This is a genomic window from Desulfurobacterium atlanticum, assembly GCF_900188395.1.
GTDB lineage: Bacteria > Aquificota > Aquificia > Desulfurobacteriales > Desulfurobacteriaceae > Desulfurobacterium_A > Desulfurobacterium_A atlanticum.
The window spans coordinates 84,135-101,380 of record NZ_FZOB01000003.1 but is presented as its reverse complement, the minus strand read 5'-3'; the positions used below and the strand labels follow the sequence as shown (position 1 = coordinate 101,380).

Genomic DNA, 17,246 nt, shown 5'->3' with positions numbered 1-17,246 from the left:
AGGTTAAATGTTCCCTCTGTTTTTTGTGATTTTTCTCCTGCTGCTTTTCTTCTTCTATCTTGATATAAGACCAATAAAGAGGCTGAAAAAACTGGAAAAAGGACTTTCATATAAAGTTAAGATTCCACAAAACATATACAGATACAATGTTGCAATTCACATTCACACACAGTTTTCAAGAGATTCACTTGGAAAACCTTCCGACATAAAAAAAGCGATGGAAGTTAACGCCATAGACTATGCTTTTATCACAGACCATGACAATGACAACTATAAATTTTTTGAAGATGAAAGAACGATAACAGGTGTTGAAAAAAACACACCGTCAGGAAGACTTTTGCTCCTTGGAAATAAAATTCCTGTTATCTCCCATCCAAATAACTTTGAATTTGACCACTACAGATGGAAAGGAGAGTTTAAAGAAGACCATCTATACGAAATTATAAACATAAAAGACGCAATCGTATGGAACAAGCCCCTTACAATAGCTACGCTTATTAAAAATATTTTTTTCTGGCCCTTTACAAGGAATCTCTTGAGAAAGTGGAACTCCCTTATACCTCTTGAAACGTGGAGTAAACTTTACACAGAAAGGGCAAAAAAACTTAAAATCATTGGCGGACTTGATATCCATATAAAAGCAGTATATCAGGAACACACCCACGGAATTCTAATCCCGTCCTACATAAACGGATTCAGATGGTTGATAAACAAAATTTATTCCAGAAAACCTATAAAAAATAAAGAATCCATAATGAAAGCGATAGCAAACGGAAATCTTTATTTATCCATAGAAGGTTTTGAAGGAGACTTTCTATGTACGAAAAACGGAAAAGTTTTTCTTCCTGGAGAAAAAGTCCCTTCAGGTTCTATCTTAAACATTTCCGCAAAAAAGAAAAAAACACTTAAAATGATAAAAAAAGACGGCAATCCTATAAAAATAACTGATAAGCCAGCTTTTACTTTTAAACTTGAAGATGAAGGATTCTATCACGTAGAAGTTTTTGAATACGACTTTCGTTTGGGAAATCTATATTTTGGGTTCAAACCTGTTGCAATAACAAACTACTTTGAGGTTACAAAATGAAAAAAAAGAAAGATAGACTCTTTCCCCCTGACTGGGAAATGAAAATGAAATGGAATGTGAAGCTTTTCAGAAAAATAAACAACATAGACATAGACAGGTTAAACACGTTTTATAAATACTTTTTCCGTCTTGGAAAAACTTACTCCCTTCCTCTGTTTTATCCAATTTTTTACATTGCAGGAGGGAAAAAAGCTGTCATCCACCTTACACTGTCAATGATTATTACAGGTATCCTTATGCCTTTAATCAAATACACATTTAAACACTACAGACCGTCAAAACTTATGGAAAATGTAAAACTTCTTGAGCAGGTAACTTTAAAAAGCTTTCCTTCAGCAGATTCCGCTTTTGCCTTTACGCTTCTTGGCTCAATAATATTTTACGCAAATCCACTCCTGATACTTGTATTTACAATCTACGCAATAACAATAGGAATAGGAAGAGTATATATGGGAGCTCACTTTCCGTTTGATGTTTTAGTCGGAGGACTAATCGGTTTCCTCTCAGGCATAGCAGGATACTTCATAGTATCCTGCTACTTTACCTTTATAAGATAGATACCGTTTTTGTGATAAATTATTTCGTAGGATTTTATATTTTTAAGCTTTGAAATCTTAGTTAGAACAACATCGCCTTTTTTTGGTTTTCTCTTTTCAACAAGCCTTTCAGAATAAACAATAAAACTTGGAACATTTAAGCCATACATAACAACTTTGTATCCTTTATCTTTCGCAATTAACCCAGCCTCCTTTATAGGAAGCTGCACAACATTGGCATAAGATGGTGCAACAACGTAGTTTACGACAAAAAGGAACGAAAAAGAAACAATAAAAAGTTTTACCACTCTATCCAGTTTTATAAAAGGTATTGCTAAAATCACTCCACCACAAACAGCTATCAAAACTCTGTAGGTAAAATTAAAATACTCCGGAACACCATCAAGCAGAGCTTTTATATACATATCTTTAATAAATCGCTTTGAAAAAACAGCAATATCTGGAAAGAAAAAGAGAAAAATCAAAAGAATCAAAGGAGGAACTACAAGTTTTAAATCAACTCCCTTATAAAATTTATCAAACACAGCTCCCATAAATATAAAAACTGGAGTATATCCGTAAATCACATAGTGAGGTAGCTTCGTTCCCGAAAAAGAGAAGAAGAGAAAAACAAAGAAAAACCAGATAGAAAGAAATAGACCTATATCCTTATACAAAAACTCTTTCATCCGCTTTAAAAAAGATAAAAAGAGAGTGGTAAAGGGAAGTAAGCCGGTAAGAATTACCGGCACGTAGTAAAGAAAGCTGCCACTGTGCTTTTCTAAAGGTTTTTTAAACCGCTCAAGGTTGTGTTTTAAAAAGAATCCTCTTACAAAATTCATACCCTGATCAAGATACTCAAGAATGTACCATGGAAGTGCCACTGCAGAGAAAATTGCTATTCCTTTCAAGTTAAAAAAAGCTTTAAAAAATTTCCCAAGGTTCCGTGTAAAAAGGGAATAAAAAAAGAATGTTGCAAGAGGAATCAAAATTGCTACAGGTCCTTTTGTTAATGTTCCAAATCCTATGAAAAGGAACGACAGATAAATATACTTGTTTTCCTTCTTTTCTATAAATATCCACAAGGAAAACATTGAAAAAGCTATAAACATATTAAGCAGTGCATCTGCAATTGCCGCCTTTGCTATCATATTTATCTGAAGAGATGAAACCATAAAAAGTGTTGCAAAAATTGCACTTCTTCTACCAAAATATTTCTTTGTGAAGAAATAGATTCCTGCTGCCCAGAAAGCAGCTGCTAAAGCAGAAGGAAATCTAAATGCAAACTCATTAAGACCAAAAATCTTAACACTCAAAGCCTGAAGCCAGTATATTAGAATAGGCTTATCAAACCTTGGAACACCGTTAAGATATGTGGTAATGTAATTACCTGAAATAAGCATCTCCCTTGTGGCTTCACTAAAAGCTCCCTCATCAAGGTCAAAAAGGGGGTAAAGTCCAAGAGGCAAGAAAAATGCAAATACTACAAGCACCATTAATAAAAATTCATATTTTCCTACTTTCTCTCTTAAACTCATCCATTCTCCTTTTAGCCTACTCCAACAAGATCAATACCATCCGGAATTTTATAATTTAAAAGCTCTTTCAGATTCTCAAGTCCCGAAAGTTCAGGATTCTTTTCAATTAGCTCAAAGGCATCTTCTCTTGCCTTTTTAAGTATCTCAAAATCTCTTCTAAGGTCTGCAATCTTAAACTCTCCAACCCCAGACTGCCTTGTTCCTGTAAGCTCACCAGGACCCCTGAAAGCAAGGTCAGCCTCAGCAACTTTAAAGCCATCATTCGTGCTTTCAAGAATTTTCAGCCTCTTAATGGCATCCTCTCCCACAGTCCTTTTAGTAACTAAAAAACAGTATGACGGCCTATCACTCCTTCCAACACGTCCTCTTAACTGGTGAAGCTGTGCAAGCCCAAATCTTTCTGCATGCTCTATAACCATTACAGTAGCTTCTGGCACATCAACTCCAACCTCTATAACCGTTGTTGAAACAAGCACCTGATATTCTCCCTCTTTAAACTTTTCCATAACCTTATCTTTCTCTTCCTGCTTCATCTTTCCGTGTAAAAGCCCAACCTGAAACCCTTTAAGCTTCTCCCGCCAGAAATGATACATCTCTGTAGCCGCTTTAAGTTCCATCTTTTCAGATTCTTCAACAAGCGGATAAACAACGTAAACCCTGTGTTCCTTTTCAAGCTCCTTCTTCAAAAAAGAAACAACCTTATCTATCTCATCATCAAACACAATTTTTGTCTTTACAGGCTTTCTTCCTGCCGGAAGCTCATCAATGATAGAAATATCAAGGTCTCCATAGGCTGTTAAAGCAAGTGTCCGCGGTATAGGAGTAGCCGTCATAACAAGAAAATCTGGCTGCCTGCCTTTATTCTTAAGCTCAGCTCTTTGCTTTACACCAAACCTATGCTGCTCATCAATTATAACAAGACCAAGATTCTTGAATTCAACTTTATCCTGAATCAAAGCATGAGTCCCGACAACCACATCAAAATAACCGCTCTGTATAGCTTTAAGCATCGTATTCTTTTCTTTCTGCGTCATACTTCCGGTTAAAATACCAACCTTAATTCCAAATGGAAATAAAAACTCTTTAAACTTTTTAAAATGCTGGTTGGCAAGAATCTCTGTTGGAGCCATAACCGCCACCTGATAACCACTTTTAACAGCAAAAAAAGCAGAGGCAGCCGCAACAACGGTCTTCCCGCTTCCAACATCCCCCTGAACCAGCCTGTTCATAGGTTCATCCTTTCTCATATCAGCAACTATTTCAAACAACACCTTTTCCTGCGCAGATGTTAACTTAAAAGGAAGATGTTTTTTAAACTCTTCTATCATTCCCTCATCAACCGGAAAAGCTATTCCTTTTTCCTTTTTCATTTTCTTTCTCAAGAAGGCAAGAATAAGCTGAAAGAGAAAAAGCTCATCATATATCAATCTCTTTTGAAACGGTGTTTTAAACTCTCCAAGTGCATCAACATCCCCTGAAGGAAAGTGAACATTCCAGATAGACTCTGCTATATCAGGAAGCTGCCGCTTCTTCAAAATATCCTGCGGAAGATACTCTGGAAAACGAGGAACAGCATTTTTGACAACGGCAGCTATATCCCTTCTTACAGTATTTTGCTTCAAACCTTCAGACAAGTGATACACAGGTAAAATAACTCCAACTTTATTAAACTTTCTTCCCGGTTCATAAATTTCTATTTCAGGATGAACCATCGTAAAAGAAAGACCGCTTCTTCTTACCCTTCCGTATGCAATAATCTCTTTATCAAGCTCTTTCGCCTGAAAGAAAAGTTTTTTATAAAAACCAAAGATTCTCGGCTGGAGAAAGAGAAGAGTTAACTTTCCGTGAGTGTCATAAATTACAGCCTTCAAAAGCTTCTTCCCTTTTTTTGTTTTACTTTCTAAAACATTTACAACCTTTCCCTTAACAAGAGCGGTTTCGCCATCTTTTAGAAGATTTAAAGGAGTTACTGTGGTGCGATCTTCATACCTGTAAGGAAGATAGAAGAGCACATCATAAATCGTCTCAAGCCCGAGCTTTTTAAGTCTTTTAACATTTTGCGGTTTTAAAGACTTAACAGTGCTAACAGGCTGGAAAAATGCTTTAACCGGATATTTGTCAAGGGAAAAGAAAGATTTCCTAATATTAGATACAACCCTTTCTTTCCTTTCTTTTAAATTTCGCTCTATCTCTTCAGTGGAAAACTTTAATGTAAAAACTGTATGAAGTTCCTTCATTAAACGTTTCTTTTGCTCCTGAGAAAGAATATCAAATTCCTTAAGATATCCTTCCACTTTCTCTATAAATTTCTTCTCTCTGCCTGAAACAAAAGGCTTAATTTGCCCGAGATAAAGCAATAAAGCTTTATCAGGATTTTTAACTCTGTTAAAATATTTGAAATCCTCTTTTACAAGCAATGTTAACAATTTACGAATATTCTCAACCGCTTCCTTCATAAATATTCCCTATCAAAGGTGATATAATTTATCTATCAGTTTAGCAAATTTTGAGGAAAAAGAATGACAAAAAAACTTTTCATCTTCCTATCTGCCTTTATAGTAACAGGATGCTTCCCTAAAAAACGCCCACCAAAAACCGATATAGAATCTCCCAAAATTGAAAAGAAAGAAAAAACCAGAAAGCGAGAAACTATCAAAACAAACAAATTTATCTTTTACTACATGAATTTCTCTCTTGCATCAAAACGAAGGGAAACCAAAAGAGCAGAAGAATTTTTAACTGAAGCATTAAAGATTGAACCTGATAATCCGGAACTTCTACTCAAAGGGAGCATGTTTTTCGCCTCGGTAAACCGCCTTGAAAAAGCAATAAATCTTGCTGAAAAAGCCGCTTCCATAAAGGACAACCCTTTAAAAGAAAAAACTTTAAGATTGCTTGGCACGCTTTACATAATGAAAGGAAACAAAGAAAAGGCAAAAGAAGTGTACAGGAAACTTACAGAAATTTCAAAAAATCCGAAAGACTTTGTTATATACGGGAAACTTTTGCTGCAGGAAAGTAAAACCAGAGAAGCGGAAAAGGTTATCAGGAAAGGAATTAAAATTGATAACACAAATCCAACGCTCCATTTCCTGCTCGGATACACTCTGTTCCAGGAAAAAAATTTCAAAGAAAGTGAAAAAGAGCTGATAAAAGCCGCAAAACTTGACCCAGAAAATGAGAACACCTATAAACTTTTACTTGAGATATACAAAAATAACAAAAGTAAAAAAATTAAAAACTTTATGGAAAAAGCAGCACAGAAAAATCCTTCCCTGCCTCTACTAAAAGAGCTTGTCAAAATCTACATAATTTCAGGAGAAAAGGAAAAAGCTGTTAAAACATTAAACAGAATAGTTGAGATGGAACCTTACAATCTCAAAAACCTCACAGAAGTTGCAACAAGTCTGCTTGAATTAAAGGAATACAGCAAGGTTATCCCTATAATAGAAAGAATAACGAAACTAAACCCTAACAATCCAAATGCTTATCTAATGCTTGGAATATCTTATGAAATCACAGGAGAAAAGGATAAAGCGATAAAAGCTTACGAAAAAGCCCTTGACCTGTTTCCAGAAAATACAACAGTTATGGAAAGACTCGCAAACATTTACGCCGAAAACAACAAAATTGACGAAGCAAAAGCTTACTACGAAAGACTCTACCAGCTAACAAAAAAACCAGAATATATCCTTAAAATAGCACAAATAGAAGCAGATACCGGAAACATTAATAGAGCATACAAACTACTCAAAAAGCTTGCAGAAGAAAACAGAACGGATGAAAAGATTCTCTTCTCTCTTGCAGTAATATCCGATAAACTTGATCTTGAAAATGAAACGGTAACCTACCTGAAAAAAGTCATAGAGATAAATCCCAATAATGTTGCTGCTCTAAATTACCTATCCTATATCTACGCCAACAGAGGAGAAAATCTGGAAGAAGCAATGAAGCTAATAAAAAAAGTCTTAAAACTGCGACCAGAAAATCCTGCATACATAGATACCTATGGATGGGTGCTTTTTAAACTCAGAAATTATGAGAAAGCCTGCAAAATCCTTGAAAAGGCTTACAAACTTAGCAATAAAGATCCTGTAGTGGAAGAACATCTTGGAGAATGCTACTACTACACAGGAAAATGGGATAAAGCAAAAGAACTGCTTAAAAACGCCGTCCAAAAAATGGAATCAAAACCTAAAAGTATTGAAGGAGAAAAAGATATTCTTCAAAGAGCAAAAGAGATTTTAAAAAGACTAAAATAGCTTGTAGCAAAGCAAGTTTATAAATAAATTAATTAACGGAGAACAAATTCAGGAGGATGAAATGAAAAGAGGAACAATAATGTTTATTCTTGGTAGCCTTGTAGGTGCAGGAGCAACATACCTTGCAACAACAAGAAAAGAAGAGATAATGGAGAAACTTCAAGAGCTACAGGAACAGCTTAAGGAAAGCGACCTTCCAGAAAGAGCTAAAAAACTTGTAAAAGAAATAGCTGAAAATATTCAGACATTAATAGCAGCACCTGAAGAAGAACTTACAGAAGAAGAGAAAAAAGACATACTTGATGAGGTTGAAACAAAAATTCAAAAACTTGAAGAAGCAATAAAAGGAGATGAGCAGGAAGCTTGAAACTGTCAAACCTAATAAATGAAGAGAAAGATATTGAAATAATACAATTTTACGATACTGACATCAAAGGTATTGCAGAAGATAGCCGGCACATAAAGCCTGGCTATCTTTTTTTTGCGGTTAAAGGATTTCAACGTGATGGACACGATTTTATAGAAGATGCAATTAAAAAAGGAGCCGTAGCGGTAATAGGTTCTGACGCCGAACGTTTGAAAAAGTTTAAAAACAGAAAAATATCCCTTATAAAAACCCGAAACATAAGGAAAACTTTAGGGAATATAGCTCATACCTTTCACGGGAAACCTTCAGAAAAACTGAAACTTATTGGAATAACAGGAACAAATGGTAAAACAACAACATCTTTTATAATCTATCAAGCTCTTAAAAACCTCGGAAAAAAAGTAGGATTAATCGGGAGCGTTTACTATATCACTCCGTTATCTTGCGAAAAAGCGGACAGAACAACTCCACCTCCGATAAAACTTAACCAGCTATTAAAGCGGATGGTTAATGAAGGAGCAGAATACGCTGTAATGGAAGTTTCATCCCATTCTATCTCACTTCACAGAATAGAAGGGATTAAATTCAACGCTGGAATTTTTACCAACCTTTCTCCTGAACATCTTGATTTTCACAAAAACATACATAGCTATTTCCTTGCAAAGTATAAATTTACAGACTTCATAAAAAAAGAGGGGATTTTTGCCACAAACAGCGACGATTTCTTCGGGAGAATTATAGCAGGATTAAAGGCCATACACCAATTTAAGATGGTAAGCTACGGTTACAGTGGTGATATAAAAATAGAAAAATACATTCACAAAAACGGATTTAGTGAGATAGAACTTTCTCTTCCGTTTAAAAACTTAAAACTAAAAACCAACCTTAAAGGAAAATTCAACGTTTACAACATAGCCGCAGCAGTCTCTATTTTAAACTATCTGGATATTGATATTGAAAGAATGAAACATGTATTTAAAGATATTTCTGTTCCGGGAAGACTTGAAGAAATAGCCCCTGGCATATTTATAGATTACGCCCACACTCCAGATGCTCTTGAGAAAGTTTTAAAAACATTGAAAGAACTCTATCCTCAGAAACATCTAACCGTTGTATTTGGATGTGGTGGAAACCGCGATAAAAGTAAGCGACCTGTCATGGGAGCAATCGCCTGTAAATACGCAGATAGAGTAATTATAACCGATGATAATCCGCGCTTTGAAAATCCAGATAAAATAGTGGAAGAGATTCTATCCGGATGCAACATGGAAAAAGCAGAAGTGATAAGAGACAGAGAAAAAGCTATAAAAACTGCTATTAAACACAGGAAAGGTATAGTGATTATTGCTGGCAAAGGGCCTGACGAATATCAGGAAATTAACGGGGTAAAACAGTTTTTCAGTGATAAAAAAACAGTTCTTGAGGCATTAAATGATAACAATAAAACAGTTGGCTGAAATTGTAGATGGAAAACTTATAGTAGGCGAAAAAAACTATTCAAAAAAAATTGAAGGGTTTGAGTTTGATTCACGAAAGATATCTGAAGGAAAAGTTTTCATTCCGATAAAAGGCAGTCGTGATGGACATCTATTTATAAAAGATGCAGAAAACAAAGGAGCAGCAGCTACTTTAGTCTCAAAAAATATAGAAACAAACATAGCCAAAATAGTTGTAAAAGACACTTCCCAATCCCTTATAAAATTAGCTCAATATAAGCGAGAAAAATACAGGGGAAAAGTGATAGGAATCACCGGTTCTGTCGGAAAAACAACCACAAAAGAGCTTTTAAAACATACCATCGGAAGATTTTTCTCCTGCGAAGCAAGTATAGAAAGCTACAACAACCTATTAGGAGTAAGTTACACCCTTGCCAATCTCAAAAACTCCGACATTCACATCCAGGAGATAGGAACAAGTGCTCCCGGGGAAATTGAAACATTAACAAATCTTGCAAAACCTGATATAGCAATACTTACAACTGTTTCTGCAGCACATCTTGAAGGATTTAAAACGTTTGAAAACCTTGAAGAAGAAAAACTATCCATATTCAGTAAAGAAGCTTTTCCAATCGCTCCCATAAAGTACAGAGAAAGACTTAAAAATGGACTGTTTTTCGGGCAAGGTGGAGATGGCGAAATTATTAACATAAACAAGGAGAAAAATAAAACTCTTTTTACCGTCAAAATCCTTGGAGAAACAGTTAAAGGTACAATTAAAGTCCCTGGTAAAGGTATCGTAAATAGCGTAATAATCACTCTTTTAGTAGGAAAACTCTTAGGTATAAATTTAAAAGAGCTAACAGAGGCTATAGAAACTTTTAAGCCACCAAAATGGAGAATGGAAATAGAAAGAGTAGGAAATATTACTTTGATAAAAGATTTCTACAACGCAAATCCTGAGTCTATGAAGAATGCAATAGAAGTGCTTTCACAGTATACCTCACCTAAAGTTGCAATTCTTGGAGAAATGCTGGAACTGGGAAAATTCTCCGAAAAACTCCACAAAGAGATAGGAGAGTTCTTAAACACTCATCATGTTGAAGAAGCCATTTTTTTCGGAAAAAACGGTCTGTTTTATCTTAACAGTTTTAAAGGAAAGGGGTATCATTTTGAAGACAGAAATGAAATTCTCTCTTTTATAGAAACTTTTGAATTTTCTGGAAAGACCGTTCTCATAAAAGGGTCAAGAGGAAACAGGTTGGAAGATGTGGCAGAAATAATCAAAAAGAGGTACGGATGATTGTCATTCTCAAAGGAGGACCATCTCCAGAAGCGGAAATTTCAAGAAAAAGTGCGGAAAGTATCACAAGAGCACTTACATCACTTGGATATAACACTATTGAGATGGAATTTGACGAAAACTGCGTCAAAAAACTTATTGAAATAAAACCTGAAAAAGTGTTTATAGCTCTTCACGGAGTGCCTGGAGAAGATGGTTCTGTTCAGGGATTACTTGAAACGATAAAAATCCCCTATACAGGCTGCAATGTTGAAACAAGTGCCATATGTATTGACAAAGACACTACTAAAAGAATCTTAAAAACCCACGGAATACCTGTTCCTGCGGGAAGAACTTTTTACAAAGAAGACAAAGTAGAATGGCTTGAGTTCCCATGTGTTGTAAAGCCGGCGAGAACCGGCTCAACTGTTGGAATTTCACTTGTAAAGAAGAAGGAAGAACTAAACAACGCAGTGGAATTGGCATTTAAATACGACTCAAAGATACTAATTGAAGAGTATATAGAAGGGAGAGAATTAACCATTCCTGTTTTAAATGGGAAACCTCTGCCAATCGTTGAAATCGTTACAGAATCCGGTTTTTATGATTACAATTCAAAGTATAAATCTTCATCAACTCAATACAAAGTACCTGCGAAAATAAGCGAGAAGGTAAGAGAAAAGATAGAAAAAATAGCTATTAAAACGTTCAAAGTGCTTGAATGCAGAGGAGCTATAAGAATAGACTTCAGATTAAATAGCATGAACATTCCCTATTTACTTGAAGTTAACACAATTCCCGGAATGACGGAAAGAAGTCTGCTGCCAAAATCTGCAGCTGCAGCAGGTATATCATTTGAACAACTTATTGAGGAAATATTAAACGGATGAAAAAGCCATTTTTTTTAATATTTCTCTTTTTTATATCTCTTTCTGCAGCAGGAATATACCTTTACTCTCCAATGAAAATAGAAAAAATAGAAATCAAACTTGATAAAAATCTATGGGGAAAGGAAATCTCTGAGGCAATATCTGGAAGTATAAACCTAAACTCAACTGTGGATGAGGTCAAACTGGAAGAGATAAAGGAATTCCTTGAGAAACTTCCCTGGGTAAAATCAGCTTCCGTTTCTTTTTTAAAAGGAACATTGAATATAAATATCAAAGAAGAGCCTGTAAAACTATGTATATTGTCAGGCAACACAACCTATAATGTGGGAGAAAACGGCTATTTACTGGCAAAAAGAAAAGAGTTATGTAAAAAAATTAACTCCTATTTTTACAAAGGAAGAAGTGATTTTTTTACTATGGAAACCACCGGATATCTTAAAGTAAAAAATAGCATACTTCTTGAAATAGAACTCATCTCAACTTATCTCTCAAAAAACAACATAATAAAAGAAAAACCTGAAATTTTATTAACAGATACAGGAGTAAAATTGCTATACCCTGAGAATAAAATAATAGTTTTTTTAGGAAACGGTGGAGAAAGCTGGCAAAATTTTAAAAAATTGTTTAGAATTTTAGACAAACCATATTCTGGATACTATGACCTGAGATTTTCAGGCCTTCTTATCAAAGAAGGGGAGGAAAAATGATAGAAGAAAAAATTCTTACAATAGATCTTGGAACTACCTATATAAGGGCAACTCTTGGAACTGTGGGGAGAAAAGGGAATAAAAAAATAGTAGCCACAGTTAAAGTTCCTTCAAAAGGAATGAAAAGCGGAAATATCTCAAGCCTTGTATCTGTGAAAGATGCCCTTAATGCTGCATTAAATGAGCTTAAATTAAAAACAACAACTCCCCTACCTGGGGAAGCATACGTTATTGTTCCTGGAGGTCATGTATTAAGCTACAGAGTAGAAGCAAAAATAACATTTCCCGGAATACAACAAATCCACTACAAAGATATAAACGACCTTAAAAACAAAGCAGAAAAAGACCTTATGGAAAAGAAAGGTCAACCGTTAAAACAACACTATGAAACTATGCACATTATTCCACAGGAATTCATAATAGAAAATATGAGCGGGATTCAAAATCCCATAGGTCATAGCGGAAAAGAGCTTGCAATGAGAGCTTTGATAATTATGGTGACAAAAAGAACTAAAAAAACCCTTCAGGATCTTTTAAGAGACTGTGGATTAAAGCTTAACGGCTTAATTTTACAGTCATTAGCATCTTTTTATGGAATAAAAGGTCGGGAAAACTTCTATTTTAACAACAATTTATTCCTCTACCTTGGCGCTGGAAGTACCGAGTATTTCTTCCTAAGAGAAGATAAACCTTTCCTCTACAAACACCTTCCTGAAGGAGGAGACGACATAATAGATTTCCTTATAAGCAAAATAAAAATTGGAAAAAAAGAGATGGAAAAACTTGTTAAGGAACATGGTAGTGCTTACGCTCTGAACATTCCACAGGATGAATTTGTAACTATTCCTGTAGGTGGTAAATTAAAAAAATTACCCAAAATAGTTATCCCCGCCCTTATTCAGCTTAAACTTCAGAAAATCTTAAAAGAGATAAAAAGAGAGCTTCAAAATGAAGATCCTACAACACTTATCAATATGAATAAAGTATTTCTTACAGGTGGACTGGCAAAGTTAAAAGATATAGACATTTTAGTTTCTAAAATTTTTAAAGCACCTGTAGAAATCTGTCTTCCTGATTGTGAAGATAGTGACGTTACTCTCACACCAGTAGTAGGTGCATTAAACTATATAGCTGCTACGAGAAAGCCAGAAGGGAAAATCTTTGAAGTTAATGAAGACATTGTTCCATCTAAAAGCGAAAGTGGATTGTTTGGATGGTTTAGAAGATTTATAGACCAGCTAATATAAAACGGAGGAAAAAAATGTTTGACATAGCGGAAGACAGTTTTCTTGGGCCTGTAATAAAGGTTATAGGTGTTGGCGGTGGCGGCGGAAACGCCGTTGCAAGAATGTATGAAAACGGCATTGAAGGTGTTGAATTTGTGATAATAAATACAGATGCTCAGGTTCTTGGGAAAGCACCAATTCCTATAAAAGTTCAAATAGGTGAAAAACTTACAAAAGGGCTCGGAGCAGGTGGCAAACCTGAAATCGGAGAACAGGCAGCCCTTGAGGATGAACCAAAAATAAGAGAAGTCCTTGAAGGCTCAGATATGGTCTTTATAACCGCCGGTATGGGAGGCGGTACAGGTACAGGTGCAGCGCCTATCGTCGCCAAAATAGCTAAAGATATGGGCATACTGACAGTAGGTGTTGTAACAAGACCTTTTGACTTTGAAGGGAGAAAAAGGCATCTTTTTGCAGAAAATGGAATAAGAAAACTCAAAGAGTTTGTTGATACCCTTATGGTTGTTCCAAATCAGAAGCTTTTAACAGTAGCACCAAAGGATATGTCTATATTAAACGCTTTTAAGCTGGCTGATAATGTCCTTTATCAGGCTGTTAAAGGTATCACTGAAGTTATTACAAGACCAGGCTTAATTAACCTTGACTTCGCCGATGTTAAGGCCGTTATGCACAGTGGCGGTTACGCTTTAATGGGTACAGGTGAGGCAAGCGGTGAGGAAAGAGCCTTAACGGCAGCAAGAAAAGCTATAGATAATCCACTCCTTGAAAATGTTCAGGTTGAAGGAGCAAGCAGAATCCTTGTTAACATTACAGGCGGACCAGATTTAACTCTTGACGAAGCTTACGCCGCCGCAGGGCTAATTAAAGAAAGAGCAAAAAGGGATGATACAAACTTCTATTTCGGAGTAACCCTCGATGATTCCCTTGAAGATTCTATTCAGGTAACTGTTATAGCTACAGGTTTTGATGAAAAGGGAAGACCGCAGTTTCCTCCTCCAATAGGAGCAGGAGAAAAAGCCAGCTTTTACTCTGAAAGACCTCTAATGGAATCTGAGGAAGTTATTGATATAGATATATCCAGTATCTTGAAAAGTTTAAATGAAGAAGAGGAGTAATATGGAGGAACAGTAGATGTTTGACATAGCAGAAGACAACTTCCTTGGACCTGTAATAAAGGTTATAGGTGTTGGCGGTGGTGGCGGAAACGCCGTTGCAAGGATGTATGAAAACGGCATTGAAGGTGTTGAATTTGTGATAATAAACACAGATGCTCAGGTTCTTGAAAAAGCACCAATTCCCATAAAAGTTCAAATAGGTGAAAAAGTTACAAAAGGGCTCGGAGCAGGTGGCAAACCTGAAATCGGAGAACAGGCAGCCCTTGAGGATGAACCAAAAATAAGAGAAGTCCTTGAAGGCTCAGATATGGTCTTTATAACCGCTGGTATGGGAGGCGGCACAGGTACAGGTGCAGCGCCTATCGTCGCCAAAATAGCTAAAGATATGGGCATACTGACAGTAGGTGTTGTAACAAGACCTTTTGACTTTGAGGGAAGAAAAAGATATATCAACGCTCAAGAAGGTATAAAAAGACTCAAAGAATTTGTTGACACCCTTATGGTTATTCCAAATCAGAAGCTTTTAACAGTAGCACCAAAGGATATGTCTATATTAAACGCATTTAAGCTGGCTGATAATGTCCTTTATCAGGCTGTTAAAGGTATCACTGAAGTTATTACAAGACCAGGCTTAATTAACCTTGACTTCGCCGATGTTAAGGCCGTTATGCACAGCGGCGGTTACGCTTTAATGGGTACAGGTGAGGCAAGCGGTGAGGAAAGAGCCTTAACGGCAGCAAGAAAAGCTATAGATAATCCACTCCTTGAAAATGTTCAGGTTGAAGGGGCAAGCAGAATCCTTGTTAACATTACAGGCGGACCAGATTTAACTCTTGACGAAGCTTACGCCGCCGCAGGGCTAATTAAAGAAAGGGCAAAAAGGGATGATACAAACTTCTATTTCGGAGTAACACTCGATGATTCCCTTGAGGATTCTATTCAGGTAACTGTTATAGCTACAGGTTTTGATGAAAAGGGAAGAGTATATCCATTTAATCCAGTTGATAAGAATAAAGACAAAACAGCCGAAACGCTTGATAACGATGTAGAAGTTATAAATATAAACATGGAAGAAATTCTTAAAAAGCTAACCAGTGAAGAATTCTAACAATCCAAGATGGTATTAACTCCTATATGTAATCACCTGCAGGCATCAAAAAACGACCTGCAGGTCTGTCTTATATATCCGGGCAATTCATTCTCAGGTTTTTCAAGCCTTGCTATATCAAACATCTACTCTACACTTAACAAAATAGAAGGCATTTGCTGTGATATAGGTTTTATAAACCACACAGAAAGCTACTTTCTTGAAAAACCTTTCAACAAATTTGATATTCTCATGTTTTCTATAACCTACGAGGAGCATCTACTTGAAGTGATAAAAGCTCTTGAAGAATGGGGCATTCCATCTGAAAGGAAAAAAAGAAACAGTAATTTCCCACTAATTTTCGGGGGAGGAATAGGAATATACTACAATCCTGCTCCCTTTTTTCCAATATTTGATGTAATTTATCTTGGAGAAGGTGAAGAGAGACTTGAAGAAGCATTTTCAAATCTACCAGGAAAAGATAAACAGAAAATAAAAGAGATTTTTGATAGTTTTGATAACATTCTTATACCTGAAGATTATTCATTTAAATATGAAAAAGAAAGGGTTATTGAAATAACAGGAAACAGAAAAAGAATTTTCAGGTCAAAAGAGTATCCACAACGGTTATCCTGTTCCTGTTTCATAGTGGAAGAAACAGCTTTCAGCAATATGGGACTTATTGAAATAAACAGAGGATGCATTGAAAAGTGCAGATTCTGTGTAGCCTCGGCAATGGGACTTCCCTACAGAGAGAAAAGTATAGAAATTCTTAAAAAAGAAATAGAAAGTTTGTCAGAGCATACCAATACAATAGGACTTATAGGAACAGCTGTAACAGATTACTCTAAACTTGACAAGCTTTACGAAATATTAAAAGGGTTTAATTTAAAAGCCTCTTTTGCCTCTTTAAAAGCGAACACTTCTTCAGATATAGTTTTCAAAATAATAGCTGAATCAAATCAGAAAACAGTAACAATAGCACCAGAGACAGGTTCAGAAATAAAAAGGTTTGCTTTAAACAAAAAAGTAAAAGATGAAACATTCTTTCACTTTTGTGAAAAAGCATTTGAAGCCGGAGTAGAAAATCTTAAACTCTATTTTCTGACAGGCATTCCTGAAGAATCCAGCGAAGATATTGAAAAAATAGCCGTATTGACAAACAAGTTCAGAGAAATTGCTCTTAAATATTGGAAAGCAAGAAAAAAAACAGGAAAAATAACTGTTAGTGTTAACCCTTTAATACCAAAACCCTTTACACCTATGCAGTGGTATGGAATGCCTAAGAAAAGTGATATTGAAAGAAGATTGAGAAAAATAAGAACATCAATTTTAAAGATACCTAATACGAACTTTAATTCTGAAAACACCAAATCGGCAATATTTCAGGCCATTATATCAAGAGGTGATGAAAGAATTGGCAAAGCAGCCATCAAAATGGTCAAAGAGAAAATCTCTTTCAGAAAAGCCTTAAGAGAAGAAAATTTAAATATGGAAACCCTTTACACTAGAGAAAGAGAAAAAGATGAACTGTTCCCCTGGGATCTGGTTGAAAGTGGAATAAAAAGAGAATATTTAAGAAATGAATACGAAAAAATATTCAAAGGGAAAGTTTCTCCAAAATGCTTTAATGGCTGTAAAATTTGTGGATTATGCTAAAATTTTTAACAGAAGATATTGCTTAGTTTTACA

At 35.6% G+C, this 17,246-nt stretch carries 14 protein-coding genes; 12 read left to right on the top strand and 2 right to left on the bottom strand.

Going from position 1 to position 17,246, the window contains the following annotated elements:
• The first annotated feature begins 7 nt into the window (after positions 1 to 7).
• Positions 8 to 1,087: a PHP domain-containing protein gene (locus CHB58_RS03155; protein ID WP_089322657.1), complete on the top strand. Its 1,080-nt coding sequence runs from the start codon at positions 8 to 10 to the stop codon at positions 1,085 to 1,087.
• Positions 1,084 to 1,644, top strand: coding sequence for a phosphatase PAP2 family protein (locus CHB58_RS03150; protein ID WP_089322656.1), 561 nt, complete (start codon positions 1,084 to 1,086; stop codon positions 1,642 to 1,644). The genes CHB58_RS03155 and CHB58_RS03150 overlap by 4 nt, the downstream gene beginning before the upstream one ends.
• Here CHB58_RS03150 and CHB58_RS03145 read toward each other — a convergent pair.
• Positions 1,623 to 3,161, bottom strand: a complete 1,539-nt coding sequence (locus tag CHB58_RS03145) for an ArnT family glycosyltransferase (RefSeq protein ID WP_089322655.1) — start codon at positions 3,159 to 3,161, stop codon at positions 1,623 to 1,625. The genes CHB58_RS03150 and CHB58_RS03145 overlap by 22 nt on opposite strands.
• Positions 3,162 to 3,172: 11 nt before the next feature.
• A complete protein-coding gene (gene recG / locus CHB58_RS03140; protein WP_089322654.1) occupies positions 3,173 to 5,617 on the bottom strand; it encodes an ATP-dependent DNA helicase RecG in 2,445 nt (814 codons plus the stop codon).
• Between the two features lie 63 nt (positions 5,618 to 5,680).
• Between recG and CHB58_RS03135 the strand changes: the two genes are divergently transcribed.
• The 10 genes from CHB58_RS03135 (at position 5,681) to CHB58_RS03090 (ending at position 17,213) form a co-directional block, all read left to right on the top strand.
• Positions 5,681 to 7,423 carry a tetratricopeptide repeat protein gene (locus tag CHB58_RS03135; protein ID WP_089322653.1) on the top strand — a complete coding sequence of 581 codons (1,743 nt, stop codon included), beginning with the start codon at positions 5,681 to 5,683 and terminating at the stop codon, positions 7,421 to 7,423.
• Positions 7,424 to 7,484: 61 nt separating this feature from the next.
• The gene (locus tag CHB58_RS03130; RefSeq protein WP_089322652.1) at positions 7,485 to 7,790 is read left to right on the top strand and encodes a YtxH domain-containing protein; all 306 of its coding nucleotides are present in this window, start codon (positions 7,485 to 7,487) and stop codon (positions 7,788 to 7,790) included.
• Positions 7,787 to 9,247, top strand: coding sequence for a UDP-N-acetylmuramoyl-L-alanyl-D-glutamate--2,6-diaminopimelate ligase (locus CHB58_RS03125; protein WP_089322651.1), 1,461 nt, complete (start codon positions 7,787 to 7,789; stop codon positions 9,245 to 9,247). Before CHB58_RS03130 ends, CHB58_RS03125 begins: the two co-directional genes overlap by 4 nt.
• Entirely contained in the window at positions 9,222 to 10,529 is a 1,308-nt protein-coding gene (locus CHB58_RS03120) for a UDP-N-acetylmuramoyl-tripeptide--D-alanyl-D-alanine ligase (RefSeq protein WP_089322650.1), read from the top strand. The genes CHB58_RS03125 and CHB58_RS03120 overlap by 26 nt, the downstream gene beginning before the upstream one ends.
• Positions 10,526 to 11,398 (top strand): D-alanine--D-alanine ligase family protein, encoded by an 873-nt coding sequence (locus CHB58_RS03115; RefSeq protein ID WP_089322649.1) that lies wholly within the window; start codon positions 10,526 to 10,528, stop codon positions 11,396 to 11,398. The genes CHB58_RS03120 and CHB58_RS03115 overlap by 4 nt, the downstream gene beginning before the upstream one ends.
• Entirely contained in the window at positions 11,395 to 12,105 is a 711-nt protein-coding gene (locus tag CHB58_RS03110; RefSeq protein WP_089322648.1) for a cell division protein FtsQ/DivIB, read from the top strand. The genes CHB58_RS03115 and CHB58_RS03110 overlap by 4 nt, the downstream gene beginning before the upstream one ends.
• On the top strand, positions 12,102 to 13,352 hold the full coding sequence (locus tag CHB58_RS03105) for a cell division protein FtsA (protein ID WP_089322647.1): 1,251 nt from the start codon (positions 12,102 to 12,104) through the stop codon (positions 13,350 to 13,352). The genes CHB58_RS03110 and CHB58_RS03105 overlap by 4 nt, the downstream gene beginning before the upstream one ends.
• A 14-nt stretch (positions 13,353 to 13,366) precedes the next feature.
• Positions 13,367 to 14,467, top strand: a complete 1,101-nt coding sequence (gene ftsZ / locus CHB58_RS03100) for a cell division protein FtsZ (protein WP_089322646.1) — start codon at positions 13,367 to 13,369, stop codon at positions 14,465 to 14,467.
• A gap of 16 nt (positions 14,468 to 14,483) precedes the next feature.
• Positions 14,484 to 15,575, top strand: a complete 1,092-nt coding sequence (ftsZ, locus tag CHB58_RS03095; RefSeq protein ID WP_089322645.1) for a cell division protein FtsZ — start codon at positions 14,484 to 14,486, stop codon at positions 15,573 to 15,575.
• Between the two features lie 9 nt (positions 15,576 to 15,584).
• Positions 15,585 to 17,213: a radical SAM protein gene (locus CHB58_RS03090; protein WP_089322644.1), complete on the top strand. Its 1,629-nt coding sequence runs from the start codon at positions 15,585 to 15,587 to the stop codon at positions 17,211 to 17,213.
• Positions 17,214 to 17,246 lie beyond the last annotated feature (33 nt).